Origin of the sequence: Rothia uropygialis, from assembly GCF_004137765.1 — a bacterium.
In the GTDB taxonomy this organism is placed as follows: Bacteria; Actinomycetota; Actinomycetes; order Actinomycetales; family Micrococcaceae; genus Rothia.
The window spans coordinates 255497-277115 of the sequence record NZ_NOIS01000004.1 but is presented as its reverse complement, the minus strand read 5'-3'; the positions used below and the strand labels follow the sequence as shown (position 1 = coordinate 277115).

The 21619-nt window shown below is 61.5% G+C and carries 19 protein-coding genes and 3 tRNA genes; 17 read left to right on the top strand and 5 right to left on the bottom strand.

Going from position 1 to position 21619, the window contains the following annotated elements:
- Positions 1–56: 56 nt before the first annotated feature.
- The 4 genes from EWV35_RS10535 (at position 57) to EWV35_RS10520 (ending at position 4743) form a co-directional block, all read left to right on the top strand.
- Positions 57–1268 (top strand): alanine racemase, encoded by a 1212-nt coding sequence (locus EWV35_RS10535; protein WP_129661660.1) that lies wholly within the window; start codon positions 57–59, stop codon positions 1266–1268.
- Positions 1256–2596 carry a D-arabinono-1,4-lactone oxidase gene (locus tag EWV35_RS10530; protein ID WP_238654403.1) on the top strand — a complete coding sequence of 447 codons (1341 nt, stop codon included), beginning with the start codon at positions 1256–1258 and terminating at the stop codon, positions 2594–2596. Before EWV35_RS10535 ends, EWV35_RS10530 begins: the two co-directional genes overlap by 13 nt.
- Positions 2597–2833: 237 nt before the next feature.
- A complete protein-coding gene (locus EWV35_RS10525; protein WP_129661658.1) occupies positions 2834–3322 on the top strand; it encodes a hypothetical protein in 489 nt (162 codons plus the stop codon).
- Between the two features lie 131 nt (positions 3323–3453).
- On the top strand, positions 3454–4743 hold the full coding sequence (locus EWV35_RS10520) for a glycosyltransferase family 87 protein (protein WP_129661656.1): 1290 nt from the start codon (positions 3454–3456) through the stop codon (positions 4741–4743).
- A 128-nt stretch (positions 4744–4871) separates the two neighbouring features.
- Here the strand turns inward: EWV35_RS10520 and EWV35_RS10515 are convergent, their stop codons facing one another.
- The 3 genes from EWV35_RS10515 to EWV35_RS10505 are packed head-to-tail and all read right to left on the bottom strand — an operon-like array spanning position 4872 to position 8586.
- A complete protein-coding gene (locus EWV35_RS10515) occupies positions 4872–5633 on the bottom strand; it encodes a LamB/YcsF family protein (protein WP_129661654.1) in 762 nt (253 codons plus the stop codon).
- Entirely contained in the window at positions 5630–6604 is a 975-nt protein-coding gene (locus tag EWV35_RS10510) for a ribokinase (RefSeq protein WP_165168519.1), read from the bottom strand. Before EWV35_RS10510 ends, EWV35_RS10515 begins: the two co-directional genes overlap by 4 nt.
- A complete protein-coding gene (locus tag EWV35_RS10505; RefSeq protein ID WP_129661650.1) occupies positions 6568–8586 on the bottom strand; it encodes a M13 family metallopeptidase in 2019 nt (672 codons plus the stop codon). The genes EWV35_RS10510 and EWV35_RS10505 overlap by 37 nt, the downstream gene beginning before the upstream one ends.
- Before the next feature lie 164 nt (positions 8587–8750).
- Here EWV35_RS10505 and EWV35_RS10500 point away from each other — a divergent pair, with 164 nt between their 5' ends.
- The 11 genes from EWV35_RS10500 to EWV35_RS10450 all read left to right on the top strand — a co-directional run bounded on the left by EWV35_RS10500 (position 8751) and on the right by EWV35_RS10450 (position 17455).
- The gene (locus tag EWV35_RS10500) at positions 8751–10157 is read left to right on the top strand and encodes an FAD-dependent oxidoreductase (RefSeq protein ID WP_129661648.1); all 1407 of its coding nucleotides are present in this window, start codon (positions 8751–8753) and stop codon (positions 10155–10157) included.
- Between the two features lie 104 nt (positions 10158–10261).
- Positions 10262–11287 carry a universal stress protein gene (locus EWV35_RS10495; protein ID WP_129661646.1) on the top strand — a complete coding sequence of 342 codons (1026 nt, stop codon included), beginning with the start codon at positions 10262–10264 and terminating at the stop codon, positions 11285–11287.
- Positions 11288–11464: 177 nt separating this feature from the next.
- Positions 11465–11537, top strand: a tRNA-Glu gene (locus EWV35_RS10490).
- A 69-nt stretch (positions 11538–11606) separates the two neighbouring features.
- A tRNA-Asp gene (locus EWV35_RS10485) sits at positions 11607–11680 on the top strand.
- Positions 11681–11753: 73 nt separating this feature from the next.
- A tRNA-Phe gene (locus tag EWV35_RS10480) sits at positions 11754–11826 on the top strand.
- A 576-nt stretch (positions 11827–12402) separates the two neighbouring features.
- Positions 12403–12984 carry a GNAT family N-acetyltransferase gene (locus tag EWV35_RS10475; RefSeq protein ID WP_129661644.1) on the top strand — a complete coding sequence of 194 codons (582 nt, stop codon included), beginning with the start codon at positions 12403–12405 and terminating at the stop codon, positions 12982–12984.
- A 140-nt stretch (positions 12985–13124) separates the two neighbouring features.
- Positions 13125–13712, top strand: a complete 588-nt coding sequence (locus tag EWV35_RS10470) for a helix-turn-helix domain-containing protein (RefSeq protein WP_129661642.1) — start codon at positions 13125–13127, stop codon at positions 13710–13712.
- Positions 13712–14935, top strand: a complete 1224-nt coding sequence (locus tag EWV35_RS10465; protein ID WP_129661640.1) for an MFS transporter — start codon at positions 13712–13714, stop codon at positions 14933–14935. Before EWV35_RS10470 ends, EWV35_RS10465 begins: the two co-directional genes overlap by 1 nt.
- A gap of 253 nt (positions 14936–15188) precedes the next feature.
- Positions 15189–16070 carry a helix-turn-helix domain-containing protein gene (locus tag EWV35_RS10460; protein WP_129661638.1) on the top strand — a complete coding sequence of 294 codons (882 nt, stop codon included), beginning with the start codon at positions 15189–15191 and terminating at the stop codon, positions 16068–16070.
- Positions 16071–16165: 95 nt separating this feature from the next.
- On the top strand, positions 16166–16594 hold the full coding sequence (locus EWV35_RS10455; RefSeq protein WP_129661636.1) for a cupin domain-containing protein: 429 nt from the start codon (positions 16166–16168) through the stop codon (positions 16592–16594).
- 3 nt (positions 16595–16597) lie between these two features.
- On the top strand, positions 16598–17455 hold the full coding sequence (locus tag EWV35_RS10450; RefSeq protein ID WP_129661634.1) for an aldo/keto reductase: 858 nt from the start codon (positions 16598–16600) through the stop codon (positions 17453–17455).
- Positions 17456–17512: 57 nt separating this feature from the next.
- Here the strand turns inward: EWV35_RS10450 and EWV35_RS10445 are convergent, their stop codons facing one another.
- Positions 17513–18280, bottom strand: coding sequence for a class I SAM-dependent methyltransferase (locus EWV35_RS10445; protein ID WP_238654401.1), 768 nt, complete (start codon positions 18278–18280; stop codon positions 17513–17515).
- A 393-nt stretch (positions 18281–18673) separates the two neighbouring features.
- On the opposite strand from EWV35_RS10445, the gene EWV35_RS10440 reads away from it, so the two are divergent.
- A complete protein-coding gene (locus EWV35_RS10440; protein WP_129661630.1) occupies positions 18674–19303 on the top strand; it encodes a hypothetical protein in 630 nt (209 codons plus the stop codon).
- A gap of 114 nt (positions 19304–19417) precedes the next feature.
- Here EWV35_RS10440 and EWV35_RS10435 read toward each other — a convergent pair whose 3' ends face one another.
- Positions 19418–20224, bottom strand: a complete 807-nt coding sequence (locus EWV35_RS10435) for an exodeoxyribonuclease III (protein WP_129661628.1) — start codon at positions 20222–20224, stop codon at positions 19418–19420.
- 347 nt (positions 20225–20571) lie between these two features.
- Here EWV35_RS10435 and EWV35_RS10430 point away from each other — a divergent pair, with 347 nt between their 5' ends.
- Positions 20572–21516 (top strand): SDR family oxidoreductase, encoded by a 945-nt coding sequence (locus EWV35_RS10430; RefSeq protein WP_129661626.1) that lies wholly within the window; start codon positions 20572–20574, stop codon positions 21514–21516.
- Positions 21517–21619: the final 103 nt, after the last annotated feature.

The window sequence follows — 21619 nt, the reverse complement described above, 5'->3', positions numbered from 1 at the left end:
TGGCAGATTTTGACGTATGGTGTGAGGCAAAGCACCTCGTCATGCAAGGATTTTCTATGGTTTCCCTCTCCATCCGGCAGGCTCTCCACGGCATGGACGGACCGGTGGGGGCGATCGATCGAGATGCTTTGGACACCAACATTGCGGCCTTGCGCAAGAGGGCTGCGGGACTTCCTATCCGTGTCGCCTCTAAATCTCTGCGTGTGCCTGGGGCAATGTCCTACGTCCTGGCCCAACCCGGATTTCACGGCATCATGGCGTTCTCCCTGGATGAGGCCCTCTGGCTGGTCGAGGAGGGATTCGGCGACATACTCGTCGCATATCCCACGACCAACCGGTCTGCTTTGCGGCGGCTGGGTGAGAGCCGAACCGGGAGGGAAAACATCACGCTCACGGTCGACTCCGCGGAACACCTCGATTACATCGAGCACCGTCTCCGTCAAGGCGAGGCGGAGTCCTCCGCATCGCCCCTCCCGCCCGTTCGGGTCTGTCTCGACGTCGACGCGTCGTTGCGGATTTGGGAGAAAGTTCTGGCCGACCGTTTGCATCTGGGTGCCCGCAGGTCACCGGTCCGTACGCCGGAACAGGCGATCGACGTCGTCCGGCAGATAGCCCATCGGTCTCGATTCGCCTTGGTGGGTGTCCTGTCATATGAGGGCCAAATCGCTGGGCGAGGGAATGCGGGGAAGGGCGTTGGTGCCATTCTCACGCGCCGCATGCAGGGAACCTCGGCGGCCGAACTCAAGGAACGCAGGGCTCAGGTCCTCGCCGCGATCAGAGAAGAACAGGAGCTGGAATTCGTCAACGGAGGCGGCACAGGATCGCTCGAGAGCAGCTCGCGCGAGGGAACCCTGACGGAGGTCGCCGCGGGCTCGGGACTGCTCTCGCCCGGCTTGTTCGACGGTTACCAACAATTCCATCATCGCCCCGCGGCTTTCATCGCAACGCCGGTCGTGCGGCGTCCGGCGCCGGGCTGGGTCACGGTCTTCGAAGGCGGATGGATTGCGTCCGGCCCGAGCGGAACCGACCGTCTTCCCACAATCGATTGGCCTCCAGAACTGAAATATTCGCTGGCCGAAGGACCAGGAGAAGTCCAGACGCCGCTTCGCGGACCGGGCGCCGAGACTCTGGCGCTGGGAGATCTGGTGTATTTCCGGCATGCCAAAGCCGGTGAACTTGCCGAGCACCTGGCAGAGTACTTGGTCGTCGCGGATGGTCGGGTTGTCGACACTTGGGTCACTTACCGAGGAAAGGGGTGGAATTTCTGATGCACACGGTGAGCAATTGGTCGGGCATCGAATCCGCGCAACCGCAGCACTTGTGGAAGCCACGGACACGGGAACAGGCGATCGGTGTCGTACGCCAGGCCGCAGACAACGGGGAAAGGATCCGAGTGGTCGGAGCCGCCCACTCCTTCACACCTATCGCCCTCGGCGACGACCACCTCGTGAATCTGGATGAGATGAGCGGGCTCGTCCGGGTCGATCTGCCCCGGCGTCGCGCCAGATTCCTCGCCGGAACACGCCTGCGGGACGTCCCCCGGCTACTTGAACCATACGGTTTGGCCCTGGCCAATCAGGGAGACGTCAATCCCCAGTCGATTGCGGGAGCGATCTCGACGGGAACTCACGGTACCGGTCTGGGCTTCACCGGTTTCGGCGGGACCGTGACCGGGCTGAGCCTCGTGACGCCGGACGGCTCGGTCATGAACCTGTCCGCATCGGATAATCCCGAAATTTTCGATCTGGCGCGGATATCGGTCGGGGTGCTGGGCATGATCCTGGAAGTCGAGTTGGAATGCGTGGAGGCCTTCGACCTCGTGGCACAGGAAACCGGGGAACATCTCGAGGATTTGTTGGCCAGCTTGGAGGACCGTGCACGGTCTCATGATCACCTCGAATTCTTTTGGTTCCCTCATACCGACAAGGCGGTCGCCAAAACGAACACCCGTGTTCCCCGAGGCGCTGCGGCACCCCCAGGACTCGCGCACATCGGGCCGCGAACCCGTTGGCTGCAGATGCTTAGCGAAGAAATCGTGGACAACGGAGCGCTCAGCCTGATGTGCGAGGTCGGCTCCGTTTTCCCCTCGGCTGTTCCGGCTATGGCCCATGCGGCGGCGTGGGCGACGTCGAACCGCTCATATCGTGCCCCGGCCCACGAGGTCTTCGTCTCGCCGCGGAGGGTTCGGTTCAACGAGACGGAATACGCGGTCCCGTTGGAAGAAGGTCCCGGGGCCATCCGGGAAGTCAAGCGATTCATCGAGCGCAACGACCTGAAGGTTTCGTTTCCGGTCGAAGGCCGTGTGGCCGCGGCCGACGACGTGCCGCTCTCGACCGCATTCAGCCGTGAAACGATGTACATCGCCGTGCACCAGTACTTCAAAGAGGACCCGAGGCCGTATTTGGGCGGGGTCGAAAAGATCATGCGCGCTCATGGCGGCAGGCCCCACTGGGGAAAGAGGCACTCGCTGGGTTGCGAGGAGCTTTCGCGGTTGTACCCGCGCTTCGAGGACTTCCGGCGACTGCGCGAAAGGTTGGACCCGGACGCCGTTTTCGGAAATGCGCACACCGACAAACTCTTTGGCGTGACCAGGTAAAACACCCACGCTGGCTCGAGGGGCCTTTCGGTGTTGCCAGAACCCCCGTCCGGATTCTCTGCCGAGCCGCATAACGGCTGGTGAGACGTAGGAATGAAGGCATGACAGCCGTAATCGTCGCGACCGTTGTCGCCGCCCTGCTGATCGAGCTCGCCTGCGCCCTGATTGCTGGCACTGTGTTCGTGATCGCGGGACTCACATACTTCATCACGGCGTGAGGCCGGTAGACTGGCGGCCATGAAATCTCTGCCTGCTTCCCTGGCTCTGGCCGCCGCCGCGATCATTCAAGCGATGGGTCTCTACAAGTGGCATCCGGATTCCATGGCGGTGGCCGGACAGGTTTTCTTCCCGGTTCTCTTTGGTCTCATGTCCATCTACCTGGCGTGGCGCAACAAGGGCTCGGAGCGTTTCTTCCTGGCGCACACGATCGTCATGGTCCTGGGTATTTTGGCCCTTGTGGCCACACTCATCGGTGTTGTGGGAACCGTGTTCGCGCTGTACCCCTCGTACATCGTGTATTACGTGTGCCTGCTGGTGATCGTGATCGAAACGGCTTTGCGGATCGCGGCGATGCCGAAAAAGAAGAAAGCCGAGCCGGACAGCGAGGACGGCGAGGTGCGTAAGCCCAAACGCCGCCGCAAGGTCGCGGGCGCCGGTCCGACCAATTTGGTGGCCAAGCCCAAGAACCAGTCCTCGGCGGAGGATTCGGAAAAACCGCAGGGCTAGTATCGGGGCCGAGTGCGGGACGACGGCAGATGCACGATGTGGTTTGCCCTGGTCCCACCGGCCCGGCATGCCGATTCTGTTCTCCGTGCACAACCGCAGCTTCGGGGCTGATCGCTAGGTAAACTGAACCAATGACTTCCTCTTCCGTTGAGCGCAGCGCGCCCTCCAAACCCTGGCAGGCGGTCGCCTGGATCGTCGTTGTCGTCGTACTCGGCGGGCAGATTCTCTACGCACTGACACAAGGTGGCTTGGACTTTACGGTCTACCGTGCCGGTGCCGCGACGATCTTCGGCAACGACGGAATCAACAAGGACCTCTACGAGCTCCACCTCGTGCCGCTCACGGAAACCTCGTTCCTGCCATTCACGTATCCTCCGTTCGCGGCCTTGTTGTTCCTGCCATTTGCGTTCCTGCCGGTCAAAGTCGGAACCGCGATTATGGTCCTGTTCTCGATCGCCGTCGCATGGTGGTTCGCCGCGATCATTTACGATTACGTCAACCACCGCGGGTACAAGATTCCGTTGCAGGACAAGCTGGGGCGCACGACGACGATCGCGCTTCTGGCCGCGCTCATCTGCCTTTCCGGGCCGTGGCGGCGTGGGCTCGGGCTCGTGCAGATCAACCCTCTGATTATGCTTTTGATTCTCGCGGATCTGCTGCGCCCGGCCACCAAGGTTCCGCGAGGCCTGCTGATCGGTATCGCCGCGGGCATCAAGCTGACGCCTCTGGCTTTCGGCCTGGTCCTCCTGATGCGCAAGGACATCAAGGGGCTGGTAACCATGGCCGCGTCGTTTGCCGGAACCATCCTGGTCGGCGTGATTTTCCTGCCCTATCAGGCTGCGGAATTCTGGTTCCACGCCATTTCAGATCCGTCCAGGGTCGGGAATATCAACTACCTGGACAACATCTCGATCCAGGGATGGCTGATGCACATCGGCCTGACGGGCTCATTGCTGAAAATCGTGATGTACGTGCTGATCATTGCGCTCATTGTGGGCGTGGCGGCCGTGATTCCCTCGTTGGACAAACGAGGGATGAAACTGTCGATCGTCTCACTCAACGCCTTCGTGATGCTCTCGATCTCCCCCATTTCTTGGTCACATCACAACACGTGGTTCCCGCTGATCATTGCCGCGATCTGCGTGGACGCTCTCCCGTGGCTCTTCTCGCGTCGTGGAACGGAGCGCACCGTTGCCCTGGTTCTCGCCTGGGCCGCCGGAATCGGCCTTTACATCTCGCCGATGTGGATCGGAATCGCGTTGTACGGGTCCTCGCAGTACTTGGACGACATCACCACGATTCCGCTGGTCGTCTCCGCGATACCCATCATGTGCCTCTTCGTGTTCTCTGCGATGTGGATTATCGAGGCCTGGCGCCACCGAAATGTTGACGATTCCAGGGTCAGGCCCGAGCTCGCCTGAGAGTCGTGTGATGGGGGGGGGGGGGGGGGGGGGGGGGGCGATGACTTTTCGCCTTGGACGCCAAAAGCGCACCGGTTGCCGAACAACTCCGGTGCGCGTTTGGCGTTGAAGTGCATGCTTGCACCTAGTTATGCTGCGGCGAAACTTTCTACCACGATTCCGGCCTCGTCGAGGCTTCGACGGATAGTTCTCGCGATCTCCACAGCTCCCGGTGTATCCCCGTGCACGCACACGCTCTGGGCATCGACCCTGATCTCCGAACCGTCGACCGCAGTGACCAGTCCGTTCTTGACCATGCGCACGACGCGGGAAGCGATCTCGTCGGCGTCGTGGAGGACCGCGCCTTGTTCCCGACGGGACACGAGGGAACCGTCCGAGTTGTAGCCGCGGTCTGCGAAGACCTCTGGAACCGCGCGCAATCCGGCTGTTTCCGCGGCCGTTGCGATCTCGGAATGCGGCAGAACCAAGATCGGCAGATCGGTGCTGACCGATGCAATACCTTCCGCGACAGCGCGGGCTTGGGCCTCATCGCGGGCTATGTGGTTGTAGAGCGCCCCATGGGGTTTGACGTAAGCAACTCGGGTGCCGGAGGCCGCCGCGATGGCCTGGAGCGCGCCGATCTGGTAGATCACCGAGTTCACCAGCTCATCGTGGCCCATGTCCATGACTCTTCGGCCGAATCCCTGCAGGTCGGGGTAGGAAACGTGAGCCCCCACAGCGGCACCGGATTCCGCGGCAGCACGGCACGTCGTCCGTGCGACGTCGGGGTCTCCGGCGTGGAATCCGCACGCGACGTTGAGTGAGGAGACGATCCGCGCCATCGCGGCGTCGTCGCCCATGATCCAGGAACCGAAGGACTCGCCCGAGTCCGAATTGAGATCAACTTTCATTGTTCCTCCAAAGAGAATTCTGAATAGGACGACGACGCCCCGGCCTTCTCGACGACCTTTGCGGCCTCGCGGGAGGCGATGGTTGCGCACGTCGCCAGAGTTTCCAGCGACAGGGTTCCTGCGCTGGCGTCGGAACACACCCGATGTGCCAAGGCCGCTGCGAAGACCCCGGCATAAGCGTCTCCGGCACCGGTCGTATCCACGACGTCTTCTGTGGGGAAGGCCTGGATACGAGTGGGCCGAGGATCCTCGCGGGTGGCCACGACTGAGCCCTGCTCGCCCAATGTCACGACCGCATTCGGCGCGAGTTCGGTCAACCGTTGGGCGATCGACTCGACAGTCGGCGAGCCCGATTCGCTCAACACTGCGGCAGCTTCAGACTCATTGACCATCAGCACGTCGGTTGCGGCGAGGCACTCGGCGGAGACTTTCACGGCAGGAGCGAGGTTCAGGACCAGGCGAGCTTCGAGGGGCGCGACCGCTCGCGCCAACTCCTCGAGGGCTTCGATCGGAATTTCCCCCTGAGCCATGACGACCGCGGCATCGTCGAAACTGCACTCGCGCCCTTGCTGAATCAGCTCGGGGGAGACCGACCGGTTCGCCGCCGGGACGATCGAGATCATGTTCTCCCCGAGCGCGTCCACGGTGATGTGCGCCGAGCCCGAGTCCCCAGGTGCCTCGACGACCCGCTCGGTCCGGACCCCTCGGCCGCGGAGGGCCGAGACGAGCTGTTTGCCGACTTCGTCGGTTCCGACGCACCCGAGGAAAGAGGTTGGGACTCCGGTCAGTGCGGAAGCAACCGCTTGATTAGCGCCTTTGCCGCCCAGACCGTACGTCACGGAATGGCCTACGACCGTTTCTCCGGGGGCCGGAAACTTCTCAACGGTCACGGTGACGTCGCGGCTCACCGACCCGACGACGAACACCTCCGGCTTCACCAGATCCTCACCCTTTCCTCGGGGTCGAGCCACATCTCGTCCTCGGGCCGGACGCCGAAGGCCTCGTGGAATTCGTCAACATTGCGAACCGTGCCATTGCACCGGAATTCCGAGGGCGAATGCGGGTCGATCGACAGAAGCATCTTGGCTGTCTGGGGGCGTGCCTTGGACCGCCAAATCTGAGCGAAGGCCAGAATCAGGCGCTGAACAGCGCTGACGCCGTCCACCTCGGGCGCGTTCTCGAGGGTGGTGCCTTGTTTCTCGAGCGCCTTGCGGTACGCCTTAATCGCAATCGTCAGCCCACCCAGGTCGCCGATGTTCTCTCCCAGGGTCAGCTCGCCGTTGACGCGATCCTCGGCCGGGTCCAATCCCTCCGGGGTGTAGTGCGCATACTGGCTGACCAACGAATTCGTGCGTTTCTCGAATTCTTCGAGATCCTTCTCGGTCCACCAGTCGTTGAGGTTGCCGTCACCGTCGTACTTGGCGCCCTGATCGTCGAAGCCATGCCCGATCTCATGCCCGATGACGGCCCCGATACCGCCGTAATTCGCCGCGTCGTCGGCACCCATCGAGAAGAACGGCGGTTGCAGGATCGCGGCGGGGAACACGATTTCGTTCATGACCGGATTGAAATACGCGTTCACGGTCTGGGGGGTCATGTGCCACTCATGGCGGTTGATGGGCTGCCCCAGCTTACCGAGTTCGTAGTCGTGCTCGAAGCGATTGCCCGAGCGGACGTTCTCCACGAGGTTTTGGCCGATCTGCAATGAGGAGTAGTCACGCCATTCGTCCGGGTACCCGATCTTCGGGGTGAATTTGGAGAGCTTCTCCAACGCTCGTTCACGGGTGGCCGGCGTCATCCAGTCCAACGAGGAAATGGAATCGCGGTAGGCCTCGATCAGGTTCCCGACGAGTTCCTGCATCCGCTGCTTGTGCTCGGGAGGGAAGTGGCGGGTGACGTACTCCTTGCCGACTTCCTCGCCCAGAAGGGATTCCACGAGCCCGACTCCGCGCTTCCAGCGATCGCGCATTTCCTCTGTTCCCATGAGGCGTTTGGAGTAGAACTCGAAGTTCTCCTGCACCACCTCGTCGTGAAGGAATGGGGCGCGCGAGTGAATGATGTGCCATGCCGTCCAGAGTCTCCAGCGGGACATCGGCTCCGTCTTCCACATGGTTGCGAAGGACTTGAGGAAGGAAGGCTGCGCGACGACGACGCGTGCGAAACTCTCCTCCGAACCGCCGAGGGCTTCGATCCACCGTTCCCAAGGGAAGCCCTGGAACTCATCCTTGAGCCCAGCCGGGGTGTAAGGATTGTAGGTTTTGTGCGCATCGCGGCACATGACCTTGTCCCAGTGATGGGAGGCGAGCTGCGTTTCCAGATCGAAGACTTGCCGGGCCGCCGAATCGGGGGTCTCTCCGAGGCGTTCGGCCGCACCAGTGATCTCGAACATCCGGGAAATGTGCTCGCGGTATGCCTCGCGGATCTCGGCGTACTTGGCCTCGCGGTAGTATTCCTCGTCCGGAAGGCCGAGACCGGACTGTGCCACATAGGGGACGTATTCCGTCGCGTTCTTGGCGTCGTTGTTGATGTACAGGCCGACCGGGCTGCCGACGCCGCTGGCATCGAGGGCGGCGAGCACGATGACCAGGCCGTCCTTGTCCTGAACCGCATCCAGGAGGGAGAAATCCTTGTCCAGGGGCTGATTGCCGGCGTCGTTGATCGCATCCACGTCCATGAAGGAGTTGTACAACGCACCGACTTTGGACTCCGGATCGGCCTCGCCGGCCGAGACGATGATGTCTCGGATCTGTTCTTCGGAGCGGTCGCGCAGTGCATAGAATGCGCCGTCGATTCCCCGGTCAGCGGGAATTCGGTGCTGGTCGATCCACGTTCCGTTCGCGTAACGATAGAGGTCATTGCGTGGATCCACCGAAGTGTTCATGCCTGAGGCGTCGAGGCCATGATCCTCCGAACGGGGTGATCCTTCGGGCTGTGCAGATGAGCTTGGAGTCATGACTCAACTCTACCGACATGCCTATGACGTCCGCTGAAGAATTACTAAGGGCACCCTGACTCGTATGACGTCATCTCGTTAGACTGATAGCTAGTGCCTCAGTGCTGCCCCTCCTCACCAGGGCCCGGAACCGAGTCCGGGATCAGTAACGAAAGGAAGTCTCTGTGTCTGAAAACTCCGCCCGTCCGCTGCGCGTCGCCGTGATCGGATCGGGTCCCGCGGGCGTGTACGCCTCGGACCTGCTGACCAAGTCCGATGCCGTCGCCGACGGCGAGGTGGACGTCAGCATCGATATCTTCGATCGCTACCCCGCGCCGTTCGGTCTGATTCGCTATGGCGTTGCTCCCGACCATCCCCGCATCAAGGGCATCATCACCTCGCTGCACAAGATCATGGAGAACCCCAAGCTGCGATTCTTCGGGAATGTGGAGTACGGAACGGACATCACTCTTTCCGAGCTTCGCAAACATTACGACGCCGTGATCTTCGCGACGGGAGCCTACTTCGACGCGTCGCTGCATATTCCCGGAGTCGAACTGGACGGCTCCTACGGCGCAGCCGAATTCGTGGCCTGGTACGACGGCCACCCCGACGTCTCCCGCGAATGGCCCCTCGAGGCCAAGGAGATCGCGGTTCTGGGCAACGGCAACGTCGCACTCGACGTCGCCCGTGTGCTGTCCAAACACGCCGAAGACCTGCTGGTCACCGAGATCCCGGACAACGTCTACGAGGGCCTCAAGAAGTCGCCGGTCACCGACGTCCACATTTTCGGTCGCCGCGGACCGGCTCAGATGAAGTTCACGCCGCTCGAATTGCGCGAGCTGGCCAAATCCCGCGATGTCGACATCGTGCTCCACGACGAGGATTTCCAGTTCGACGAGGCCTCCGAAGCGGCTATCGAGTCGAATAACCAGATCAAGGCCTTGATCAAGACTCTGAACAAATGGCGCGAGGAGCAGAAAGAGAATCCGGGAACCGCTTCCCGCCGACTCCACCTGCATTTCATGCAGTCCCCGGCCGAGATTGTGGGGGATGAGAACGGCAAGGTCCGCGCAATTCGTATGGAACGCAACGAACTCGACGGCGCGGGCGGAATCCGTCCGACAGGTGAAACCGAGGAATATCCGGTTCAGGCGGTGTACCGCGCAATCGGTTACCACGGTTCGGAGTTGCCCGAGGTCGGCTACGACGGCCTGCGGGGTGTCATTCCCAATGAGGAAGGGCGCGTCCTCGACGAATCCGAGACGCCCATCCCGGGGCTCTACGCGACCGGGTGGATCAAGCGCGGTCCGGTGGGCCTGATCGGCTCGACCAAGTCGGATGCGTTGGAGACCATCACCCACCTGCTCGAGGACCGAGAATTCACGGCGACCGAGGCCGATGCCGAGAAGGTTCCCGAATTCCTCGAATCGAAGGGCATCAAGTACACGACGTGGGAAGGGTGGCATGCCCTGGACGAGCACGAACAGTCCTTGGGTCAAGCCGTGACCGACGCCGCGGGCAACCCGCGCAAGCGCGTCAAGGTTGTTCCGCGCGAAGACATGGTCGAGATTTCCCGAAAAGGCCAGTAGCGGGTCTCATGTGATGCCCCGGAAGTGAATTTTCGGGGCGCACAAGGGCATATACGTGATTTACGTCCTAGAATGGGTACAGGAACTACCCAAGGAGGGACGCCATGTCAGAGACCAATGGCTTGCATTCCAACAGTACGTTCGGGGCCCGCGCGGTGGCGGAGGGCGCCGGAAGCCAGAATCTGGGAGATATCCACGGCGAGGTCATCGTCGGAATCGATGGTTCCGATCAAAGTTACGGGGCCCTGACCTGGGCAGTTTCCGAAGCCAAGAGGCGGAAGGTTCCGGTTCGCCTGGTTACAGCCTATTCCTTGCCGGTCTTTACCGGCACGGGGTTCGACTCGGGATATTCCGTCATCGACGACAAAGCGTTGGAAGACGGCGTAACCCAAATTCTCGACGAGGCCCATCGCCGCGTCGAGCACGATGACGTCGATTTGCGGGCCACGGTGGAGACCGGCGATGCTTCGGGTATCTTGCTGGAACTGTCCAAGCGTGCAGAACTGATTGTCGTCGGGTCCCGGTCGGCCAAGGGGTTCCTCGGCCGGCTGCTCGGTACCGTCTCGACGGCGTTGCCGGCCAAATCTCACTGCCCCGTCGTGGTCGTTCCGTTGAATTGGGCAAAGAGGCACGCGGAGGATGCGACGATCCTTCAGCCGAGCCACGGCGTCGCCGTCGGCTCGGACGGTTCGGATCAGGCTCGTATCGCGATTCTGAAGGCTGCCGAACAGGCCGAGCGCATGGGTGTGGGTCTCAAGCTCGTCAACGCGCTCGCGCCGTTCACCGGTGCGGTGAACTGGGTTCCTGCTGCCGTTGACTTCGAGGCCATGTACCGCGAGGTCGAGGAACTGCAAAACCAGGCCAAGGATTGGATCAGCGGCTTCTTCCCGAAACTCGACGTCACCGCGGAACTCATCGACGGTTCCCCAGTGCGCGTGCTGATCGAAGCCGGTGAGGAAGCCGACATGATCGTGGTCGGCACTCGGGGACGTGGCGGGTTGACCGGAATGATCCTGGGCTCGACGTCGCAAGGCGTGTTGCACAGCTCGGACAATCCCGTGATGATCGTCCCGGAGCTCAAGGACGAGCGCATCGACTCCGCTCCGGAACCGGGCGTGGTCTGGGGCTGAATTGTTCTGTGTCGCATGAGGCCGGCGTAGCCGGTTGTGGAAGCAGAGGCGTTCACGGCCGGTTCTCCGCCTTATTTGTGATTCGCGACTCTTTCCGGATTCTCGATTTGTGCTTTGGCTCCAAACGCGATTATGCTTATGGAGGTCCAAGCGAGGAATACTCCCGAGCTGGCCTAAGCCCCCATCGTCTAGCGGCCTAGGACACCGCCCTTTCACGGCGGCGGCACGGGTTCGAATCCCGTTGGGGGTACTGCAAGTCTCTGATTTGCACACCTTAGTTTATTCCAATAAGATTTTCTCTCGTTGGAAAAAACAACTAGGCCCTGTAGCGCAGTTGGTTAGCGCGCCGCCCTGTCACGGCGGAGGTCGCGGGTTCAAGTCCCGTCAGGGTCGCTCTGGCGGCGTATTTATTCTGATGAATGTCAGATAGAGACGCCGTCGTGGCATATCTGCACTAGATGTGCCTGGCTCTGTAGCTCAGTTGGTAGAGCGTACGACTGAAAATCGTAAGGTCACCGGATCGACGCCGGTCGGAGCCACGAAATCCGCCTCGTAGGCTTCTATGCGGGGCGGATTTCTTTTTTTAAGGCTCGAATCCCGGCATGAAGCGTGGGCTTTCACATGATGTCCCGACCGGTGCAGTACTCCAATCAATGTCGAGCGTTATCCATTCCCGGGGCTTTCTCGTTCCGATGGCCGGTTGCCCAGTCGTTGAAGAATCGGCAGGGACCGTCAAGCAGGTCGGCAACCCGATCTGAGAGAACAGTAGTCTCTTCGGTCCTCTGGATCGGACCTGCTCGAAGCGGCACCGTTCCGCGGGGCGTTGCTGAAGATTCCGGTGGTCAGGGCACTCAGAGAGTGGGCGGTCCTAGCGGGGCCGAAATCGCTTACCCAGCCCCGACTGGCAGTTCCGATCGATGTTTCTCCACCTGATGGTGGATCGCCTGGGCCACGGCCCTGATGCGCGCGGTGGTCCGCTGTGATTGGAGCTGGGCGAGGGCAACAGCCAGCGATGGGACACCATCTTCGATCTCGACCGTCACCACCCGACCGCCATCGTAGGTTCGCTGATGTCTGGTCGCTGGTGCAGTTAGGGGTGGGTATGCTCTGCAAGCATGGAACCGTTGCGCTTGCCCCTGCGTACCAGCAGGCTCATACTTCGCTTGCACCAGGAATCCGACGCCGCCTGGATGCATCGGGTTTACTCGAGCGCAGAAGTTTGCCGATTCTTGCCCTACGGTCCCTTCTCGGCAGAGGAGGCTGTGCACAAGAACCGCCAACGCATGAATCGTACCGGCCTGGATGGCGGGGAAGGCTCGCTCGGTCTCGTGCTCGAATACCAGGGGGAGCCTTTCGGGTCGATATCACTGTGGCTGACCGACCGCCGATACCGTGCCGCCGAGATCGGGTGGGTCATCGATCCGGACTACAGCGGGAAAGGACTGGCAACCGAAGCCGTCACCGAGGTGCTGGATACAGCTCTTGGTCACTACATGCTTCATCGGCTCGAAGCGCGGGTCGATCCCAGAAATACGGTCTCAGCCAAACTGGCTCGGCGTGTAGGAATGGTCCACGAGGGTCATCTGCGAGAAGACTTTTGGAACAAGGGTGAATGGACCGACACGCTCGTTTTCGGCCTCCTTGCAACCGATTCTCGCCCTTCAGCCGGGGGGATGGGCTCGGCGGCGGTTTCGTAAGCGATGGCCGTGCTGAGGTCAAACACGATCGTGCTTTGGGGCATCTGCAGTTTCCGTGCCTTGCGCGTATGAAGGTGGCCGAAAATGTACAATTAGATTTGTACAATTATATTTTCCGATTGCCTGGTTGAGGGACGTTCATGGATTCACAGCAGAGCAGGGAAACTCCAGTGCTATCCGATGCCGAGACTCTTCGTCGTGTTGTCTCACCGGAACGCATCCGAGTTTACGAGTTGCTTCTCAGGGAAGGACCTAGCCGTGTCAGTGCCATCGCAGCCAGCCTCGGAATGGCCGTTGGCTCCGCCAGTCATCATCTCCGTGTGTTGAATGAAGAAGGTTTTGTTCACTTGAACGAATCGCTGGCCGCGGATCGGCGGTCCCGGTTCTGGGAAGCTATTCCTGGTGGCATCCGGTGGCGAGCTCCGGAGACAGATGCGCCTGAGCATCTTCTCTCGGCGATCAGTCAGGCCAGGAGCGTTCTTAACGGTAGGCGCAAGGAGTTACAAGGTGCCTGGGATGAGGCCACAGATTCCTGGCCCCAGGCATGGAGAGATGCCGCCACCGACGTCGATTCCATTCTCCGCCTCAGTCCTGACCAAGCCACACAGCTCCAGCAGGAACTGATCGCGGTTATCGACAGATGGCGCACGACTGATGCCCCACGAGATGGTCACGACGTCATGGTGGTTCTTCAGCTGACTCCTGTCCCGCAACAAGACCCCGACTGATGGTCGCCCCAACCGAGCAAAGCCCCTCCCTATGGACCATGCGGGCCGGTTTCAATACCTACGTTCTTACTCGGACCGCATCCCTCTGGGCGACAACCATGGCGCCGGTCATCGTCGCGTTCGGTGTGCTCTCGACCGGTGCTGGTGCTCACGGGCTGGCAGTCGTCACCATGGCGAGGACCGTCGCATTCATCGCTGCACTGCCAGCAGCAGGAGTACTTGCCGATCGGGTGGACCCCCGTTTGATTCTGTTGGTCTCCCACGCTGTCGCCGCGGCGTCACAGATCGTAGCGGGGATCGCCTTGTGGAACGAGGCGGCGCCCTTGGGTTTGCTCGTGAGCCTGGAGGCGATTAATGGCGCAGCCAATGCGGCCACCCTTCCTGTCTTCAGCGCTCTACTTCCCCGCCTGATCGGTAGTGACTTGCTCGTTCGAGCCAATTCGGCCATCGCTATGGTCAGAAGTGTTGCCACCGTGGCTGGTCCCATTGCAGGGAGCGGGATTATGGCCATCGCGCATCCGGCCTACGGTTTCTGGATCAACTCGGCGCTTTTTGCTGTCGGGGCCGGTGCGGCACTCTTGCTCCCGAAGTTTAACGGTGACCAGGAGATGGCGAGCCAATCGACGGTTGTCCAAGACGTCGGTCGAGGATGGCACGAATTCATTTCCCGGCCCTGGGTCTGGTCGGTGGTGGCGGCATTCACGGCGGTCAACGCCGTCGCCGCCGGTGTCCAAGGTGTGATCGGGCCAGCCATTGCAGTCAGCACCCCCGCGATCGGGACATTCGGGTGGGGCGTTCTCATCGGGGCAATGGGCACCGGTATGCTCGTCGCAGGAGCCGTGCTCTACCGGGCGAAGATTTCCCGACCGCTTGTTATCGGGCTCCTCGGGGCGGCCAGTATTGCAGCCATCCCTTTCGCTTTGATCCTGGACCTGCATTTTCTGGCCCTGACACCTTTGTTCGCCATAGGTGGGATCGGTGTTGAAATCTTCACCATCTGTTGGATGTCGGCGCTGCAAACGAAAATCCCACCTGAGCAACTGGGCAGGATTTCGACTTTCGACGCGCTCGGATCCTACGCCGCCATCCCGATCGGAACCGCAGCGGCAGGCTTGCTCACAGGCCAGAACACGAACGTCGTTCTCACCATCGCGGGCTTCATGGTGCTCATCAGCTCCTTGCTTCCCTTGACCCTGAAAAACGTCCGAAACCTGGAATCTTAGACCCATAGAACCTGCAGGCACCGTATACGGGACTACGGGTGAGCGAGCTCTGGCCGACAGGCCAATTCTGTCACCGCCGCCCGCGGACGCCGCGAAACCGAGCAGCGCGAGCCCGCCCAGGAAGGGCTCTTGGGCGAAGGGCAAGACGATGTTCCCGATCGCCTCGCCGGAGCGCAGCCGCTCGGTGGCCTGCCGAATCCAGGGATGTTTTTCTCCCTCCCACCCCAGGCAGGGATGGTGGAAGGATGTGGGCATGGCTGGTGATACGAAGATGAACGAGCTCGGCACGTTCCTCAAGACGAGACGCGGTGAGCTCACGCCCCGCGATACCGGGCTCCCCGAGGGCTCCGGTGCTCGACGTGTGGCCGGCCTGCGCCGTGAGGAAGTGGCGCAGCTTGCCTCGATCAGCCTCGACTATTACACCCGAATCGAGCAGGGACGCATCAAGGTCTCCGCTCCCGTGCTGAACACCCTCGCCGAGGTGATGCAGATGGACGCCGACCAGCGGCGGTACCTATTCAGTCTCGCGGAGAAACCCTCCACCCTTGCCCCGCGCAGGACCGTGCAGAAGGTCCAACCGCAGTTGCGGCGTCTGCTCGGTGATCTCATGGCGACGCCGGCGATCGTGATGGGCAGGCGTATGGACATTCTCGCGTGGAACGACCTGGCTGCCGTGATGATGGTCGACTTCGGGAAGGTCCCGCAGAAGCACCGCAACTACGTACGCATCTTGTTCACAGATCCGGTGATGCGCGCTCTTTACGCCGATTGGGAAAGTGTCGCCCAGACGGCGGTCGCGCAGCTGCGCATGGAGGCCGCGAAATACCCCGACGACCCGCGATTGAGCTCATTGGTCGGAGAGCTGTCCGTGCAGGATTCCCAGTTCAGCCAGTGGTGGGCCGGTCGCACGGTCAAGAGCCTCACCATCGGCACCAAGACGCTCAACCATCCGGCGGTCGGCGAACTGGTGCTCGACTGGGACACTCTCGTCGAAGCGCACGATGCCGAGCAGCAGCTCGTCGTCTGGACGGCCCCGCCGGAGAGCCCCACTCACGAGGCCCTGCGCTTTTTGGCCTCCTGGGCCGCCGGAGACAAGACGGAGCAAGAGGAAGGCCACACCGCCGGCCCGGGCTGAAGCCCACACGGCTTATGCCTGCAGACCGGGGAGGCCGCGGAAAGCGGCAGCATCTGGCCCCGCTGCATCACCGACCACGAAACGAAGGAATCAGCATGAACAACAACGAATTCGACCAGATCTTCCCGCTCGGGGAGAAGAACGATGCCCTCGCGCAGTACTTCGTCGGACAGAGTTACCTCGCCCCGCTGACCGGCGGGAGCGTTCCCGTCAACAACGTCTCTTTCGAACCGGGCTGCCGCAACAACTGGCACATCCACCATGGCACCGCCGGCGGGGGCGACCAGATCCTGCTCTGCACCGCCGGCCGCGGCTGGTACCAGGCCGAGGACGAGGACCCTGTCAGCTTGGAGCCGGGAACGGTAATTCGTGTCCCGGCCGGTACGAAGCACTGGCACGGGGCGAAAGCCGACTCGTGGTTTTCCCACCTCGTTTTCATCACCCCGGGTGAGAACGTGAGCAATGAGTGGCTCGAACCGGTCACCGATCAGGTGTACGACGAACTGCCGAAGACAAGGAAGTAAAGCATGAGCATCCTGAAGGAAACCAATACTCTGTCCAACGGAGTCGAGATCCCGAAGCTGGGTCTGGGCACCTGGTTCATCGACGACGATCAGGCGGCACGGGCCGTGTGTGATGCCGTCGGGATCGGGTACCGCAACATCGATACCGCGCAGGCTTACGGCAATGAACGAGGGGTTGGCGCCGGCGTACGCGACTGCGGCGTGAGCCGAGAGGACCTGTTCGTGTCCACAAAGCTGGCCGCGGAGATCAAGGACTACGACGAGGCGGTCGCCGCGATCGACGAGTCGCTGCGGAAGCTCGGCATCGGGTACATCGATCTCATGCTGATCCATGCTCCTCAACCGTGGGAGAACTTCCGTGGTGGCGACTACGCAGACGGCAACCGACAGGCCTGGAAGGCCCTGGAGGAGGCGCACCAGGTGGGCAAGATTCGCTCCATCGGGGTGTCAAACTTTCTGCAGGAGGACCTCAACAATATCCTCGACAACGGCACGGTTGCACCGCACGTCAACCAGATCCTCGTCCACGCTGGCAACACCCCGTCCGAGCTCATCGCCTACTGCGAAAGCAAGGACATCCTCGTCGAAGCATACTCACCCATCGCACACGGCGAGATTCTGAAGAACAAGGAAGTCGCCGCGATCGCCGAGAAGTACGGGGTTTCGGTTCCACAGCTGTGCATCCGCTACACGCTCCAGCTCGGCGCCGTATCGTTGCCCAAGACTGCGAACCCCGACCATATGCGCTCCAACGCGCGGGTCGACTTCGCGATCAGCGAGGAAGACATGGGCACGTTGCGGACCATGGACGAGAAGAACTACGGAGAGAACGCCGTCTTCCCCGTCTACAGCGGCAAGTGACAGAACAAAGAACCACGGCCTAAAAAAGTAACCAGGGGCCGATTTGGGCCCTGGAGTTCACTCGACCGTGGCGAGAACTTCGCCGTGCACCATGCAGAACCAGGCATCCGGATGGTTGCCCCAGCTCTCCCAAGCTTGGGCGATACCTTCGATATCGTGAGAGGTCATTCCTCTTTCGGTTGCATGGGCGGCAAAACGTGAGTTGCGAACCCGGTCTGCCTGGCTGGTGCCCCACCATGCCGTGGATTCCGCAGTTCCGTACGTCCACGTCGACGAGGTCACCGCAAAGGGTGCCAGCCCGGCTGCATTCGCCCACGCACGAAGGTTCCGGCCAGCGTCCGGCTCCGCGCCGTGCGAGCGGGCGTCCGCGGTATAGACCGACAGCCAGCGGTCCATCCCCGGGAATCTCGGATGCCAGGTCATGGCGTGGTAGTCAGCGTCCCGGACCGCGATGAGACCTCCCGGTTTGCAATAACGGGCCATGTCGCATAACGCTTCCACCGGGTCTGAAAGATGTTGGAGCACCTGATGAGCGTGCACGATGTCGAAGCTCGCCGGCTCCATGTCGAGCGCGAAGAGATCTCCTTCCACGAAACGGACGTTTTCCCGGCCAGCCGAATTCGCGTTGCTCTGTGCCAGTGCAATGGCCTCTGGGGAAAAGTCCACGCCGACCACTGCGCCTGAGTCTCCCGCTCGCTCCGCGAGTCCCAGCGTGATCGTGCCGGGCCCGCACCCGATGTCCAGGATCTTGTCTCCCTCGGATACTCGACTCAGAAAGTATGCACAACTGTTTTCCGCCGTGCGCGTCGAATGGGAATTCAGCACGCTTGGATGGTGTCCGTGGCTGTAACACGATACTGGGTTCTCCGAGGCTTCAGGCATACCAGCACCCTACCGTCGAGAACCCAATAAACCAGGGTGCGCCGACTGCTCCGAAAGCAATGATGCGAGTAAAGGCAAGTTCGTAACCATTAGCCCCGAGGGGTAACGCGGGTTCTCCCGGTGAGAGTGCGGGGCAAAAGTTGTGCACTGAAACCTAGAGAGAAATTCCATTGACAGATAGCCCTGCTAACTGTTAAGTGTAAACCGAGACTTTAAAAACTATCGAGTAAACGCGGGACCTTCATAATTCGCAAAATTCGATAAAAATATTGCGAGACAATTGTTCCTCTGTTTGTTTATACTCAAGTGTTAGCCAAGACACATAAGGAGAGTCCAATGAAAGCTCGTGTTCTGACGTTGACTGCAGCAGTCTTCGCTCTGGCTCTGGCCGGATGCGGCCAGGACGATAATGGTGGTTCCGATGCTTCGGGTTCTGCATCGGCTTCCTCGTCAAGTTCCTCTTCAAGCTCGGGAGGCAGCTCAAGTTCGGCCTCGTCGGATTCGTCGTCGGGCAGCTCGGACGGGGCGTCATCTGGCGAGGGAGCTAACGGCTCCGCGGGCGCCAACGGCGACGACAAGGCGAACGGTAGCTCCGACGCGAACGGTGGCCAGGGTGCCAATGGAGCGGAAGGCGCCGATGGAGCCAATGGTGGACAGAATGGCGAGGGCGCCAGCGGCGGCCAGGGTGCCAATGATGCCGCGGGGTCGGCGGGGGAGGCCGGTAACGACGCGGCTGCCGGTGGCGACCAGGCGGGAGCGAACGGTGCTGGCGATGCCGCGGCGACGGCTCAGTTGGAGGACTACTGGAACACTGGTGGCCAGTGCACCATCGATTGGACATCTTCCGAACCCTACGATGTCTCGACCGACCAGCTGGTGAAGTCCTACTGTGCCTCCAACGGGCTCGGCGAACTCGCCGACGGGTACGACCCGATGGCCGGTATTCAGTACCCCGTTGGGCAGTAAGTTCGGGCGCTGAGGATACGGAATTCGCGAAGGACCCCTTCGCCGCACGCGGTGAAGGGATCCTTTGCGTTAACCGTGGAACGCGGCCAGCCCCCGGCCGGTCTCATGGTTGAATCACTTCACGTCCACGATCACGGGCAGGTGGTCGGAGGCGCCTTTGCCTTTGCGCTCCTCACGGTCGTAGCTTGCGCCCGTTACGCGGTCCGCCAGGGCGGGGGAGTAGAGCTGGAAGTCGATTCGCATGCCCTCGTTCTTCGGAAAACGCAACGAGGTGTAGTCCCAGTAGGTGTAGTCTTTCTCCCCTTGCGTATAAGGACGAGCGACGTCAACCAACCCGGCGTCGTCTAGAAAAGAGTGGAATGCCGCCCTTTCGGGCTCGGTCACGTGCGTCATCCCATTCTTGCGGAAGAATTCGATGTCCCAGACGTCGTCGTCCTGGGGCGCGACGTTCCAATCTCCCACAAGTGCCAGCTGGGCCTCCGGGTCATCCGCGAGCCACTTCTGGGTGTTCTTGCGGAGCACCCTGAGCCAATCCAGCTTGTAGGCCATGTGTGGGTCGTCGATTCCGCGGCCGTTGGGGACGTAGAGACTCCAGACGCGAACGCCGCCACAGGTGGCCCCGATTGCTCGAGCCTCCTGGATCTCTTCCTTGCCGGGTTTGCCGAATACGGGTTGGCCGGGGAAGGTGCGTTCGACGTCGTCGAGGCCCACGCGGGAGGCGATCGCGACGCCGTTCCACTGGTTCAGGCCGAAGTGGGCGACGTCGTAACCCAGGCGCTCGAACACGCTGAAAGGAAAGTTCTCGTCCTTGGCCTTCGTTTCCTGAATCGCCAGGACATCGACGTCAGAGCGGTCCAACCATTCCTCGACTCGGTCGGCGCGGGCACGGATGGAGTTCACATTCCAGGTCGCAATTCTCATGCTCTCCAGGCTACCGGGTTGGCACCGGGAGCCAGGAGGGCCCCGGGTCCGCACGACGTCGGCGGCACCCGTGAGGTGGCAATTCTGTGCTCCCGCGGCCCCACTTCTGCCCGGTGTGTGCACAACACTGCTGCCTCGCTACCTCGACCCTCGGTCACGGAGGGAAACCGGCAGGAACGGGATAATATCCGAGGAAAATCGCCGTGACGGATTGTTGAAAGCCATGGAAGCACAGCGCGCGGCGGGGTTTGGGGGCGCAGGCTCTGCCAGGCTAGCGTGATGACGAGCACAGTTTTGGCCGGAAGAATCCGATATCCGGCTCTTCGACCCTTGTGGAAGGCGACACCATGTCCGAGCACCCCGGTAGTACCAACCCCTCTCCTGAAGCGCCACAATCTCCTTTCCGGCCAGACGTTCTGTCCGGTCAGAGCATCCTCGTCACGGGCGGCGGAAGCGGTTTGGGTAAGGGCGTGGCTCGCCACTTCGCAGTACACGGCGCCACGGTCCACATCTGGGGTCGTCGGGAGAACGTCCTCCGCGAGACCGCGCATGAGATCGAAGAGTCCGCTCGGGTTGCGGGCGGAGCGGTGCATTACCAAGTCGTCGATGTGCGCGATTCGGAAGCCGTCGATGCCGCCCTCGGCCGTATCTGGGAGCAGCACGGTCCGCTGACCGGCGCCATGAACAACGCCGCGGGCAACTTCATTGCACAGACCAAGGACCTGAGCCCCCGCGGTTTTCAAGCCATCACCGACACGGTCATGAAGGGCTCGTACAACGTGACTCACTCCGTCGGGCGCCGGTGGATTGAGCAGGGCCTTCCCGGCAATATCCTGTCCACTTTGGTCAGCTGGGTCTATACGGGTTCCGCCTATGTGGTTCCCTCGGCCATGGCGAAGTCGGCTGTCCACGCGATGACCATGTCCTTGGCCGTTGAATGGGCCAAATACGGTATTCGACTCAACGCCATTGCCCCCGGCCCCATCCCGACAGAATTCACCTCGGTCGTTCTGAGCTCCAACAAGGACGGTCAAGGTGCGATGACTGACCTAGAGTCCGTGCCCGCCCGTCGAGCCGGCACCGTCGAAGAAATGGGCAACCTCGGGATCTTTCTGTTGTCAGGGGCATGCGACTACATCACCGGCCAAACCATCACGATGGACGGGGGTCAGATGCTCGCCGGGCCGTCGACCTTCTCCGCGCTCACGGATCTCGACGACTCCGACTGGGCCGAGATTGCCGAGAAGGGCAAGAAAGCCGCGGCCGAGTCGAAGAAACATCGAAGCGCTTGAACCACGCCGATGTTACGAGCTGAGCCGCAGACGCGCTGGCAATAGCTGAGCCGGGTCGATAGCCTGTGATTCGGAACACAAACCGAACATGGGGATCAGGCCC

What these genes read in the sequence shown, in the direction of transcription:
- EWV35_RS10525 (WP_129661658.1), top strand. Translation starts at nt 2,834, where the DNA reads ATGAAATCTCTGCCTGCTTCCCTGGCTCTGGCCGCCGCCGCGATCATT.
- EWV35_RS10495 (WP_129661646.1), top strand. Translation starts at nt 10,262, where the DNA reads ATGTCAGAGACCAATGGCTTGCATTCCAACAGTACGTTCGGGGCCCGC.
- EWV35_RS10475 (WP_129661644.1), top strand. Translation starts at nt 12,403, where the DNA reads ATGGAACCGTTGCGCTTGCCCCTGCGTACCAGCAGGCTCATACTTCGC.
- EWV35_RS10440 (WP_129661630.1), top strand. Translation starts at nt 18,674, where the DNA reads ATGAAAGCTCGTGTTCTGACGTTGACTGCAGCAGTCTTCGCTCTGGCT.
- EWV35_RS10520 (WP_129661656.1), top strand. Translation starts at nt 3,454, where the DNA reads ATGACTTCCTCTTCCGTTGAGCGCAGCGCGCCCTCCAAACCCTGGCAG.
- EWV35_RS10470 (WP_129661642.1), top strand. Translation starts at nt 13,125, where the DNA reads ATGGATTCACAGCAGAGCAGGGAAACTCCAGTGCTATCCGATGCCGAG.
- EWV35_RS10465 (WP_129661640.1), top strand. Translation starts at nt 13,712, where the DNA reads ATGGTCGCCCCAACCGAGCAAAGCCCCTCCCTATGGACCATGCGGGCC.
- EWV35_RS10450 (WP_129661634.1), top strand. Translation starts at nt 16,598, where the DNA reads ATGAGCATCCTGAAGGAAACCAATACTCTGTCCAACGGAGTCGAGATC.
- EWV35_RS10455 (WP_129661636.1), top strand. Translation starts at nt 16,166, where the DNA reads ATGAACAACAACGAATTCGACCAGATCTTCCCGCTCGGGGAGAAGAAC.
- EWV35_RS10535 (WP_129661660.1), top strand. Translation starts at nt 57, where the DNA reads ATGGTTTCCCTCTCCATCCGGCAGGCTCTCCACGGCATGGACGGACCG.
- EWV35_RS10505 (WP_129661650.1), bottom strand. Translation starts at nt 8,586, where the DNA reads ATGACTCCAAGCTCATCTGCACAGCCCGAAGGATCACCCCGTTCGGAG.
- EWV35_RS10460 (WP_129661638.1), top strand. Translation starts at nt 15,189, where the DNA reads ATGGCTGGTGATACGAAGATGAACGAGCTCGGCACGTTCCTCAAGACG.
- EWV35_RS10430 (WP_129661626.1), top strand. Translation starts at nt 20,572, where the DNA reads ATGTCCGAGCACCCCGGTAGTACCAACCCCTCTCCTGAAGCGCCACAA.
- EWV35_RS10515 (WP_129661654.1), bottom strand. Translation starts at nt 5,633, where the DNA reads ATGAAAGTTGATCTCAATTCGGACTCGGGCGAGTCCTTCGGTTCCTGG.
- EWV35_RS10435 (WP_129661628.1), bottom strand. Translation starts at nt 20,224, where the DNA reads ATGAGAATTGCGACCTGGAATGTGAACTCCATCCGTGCCCGCGCCGAC.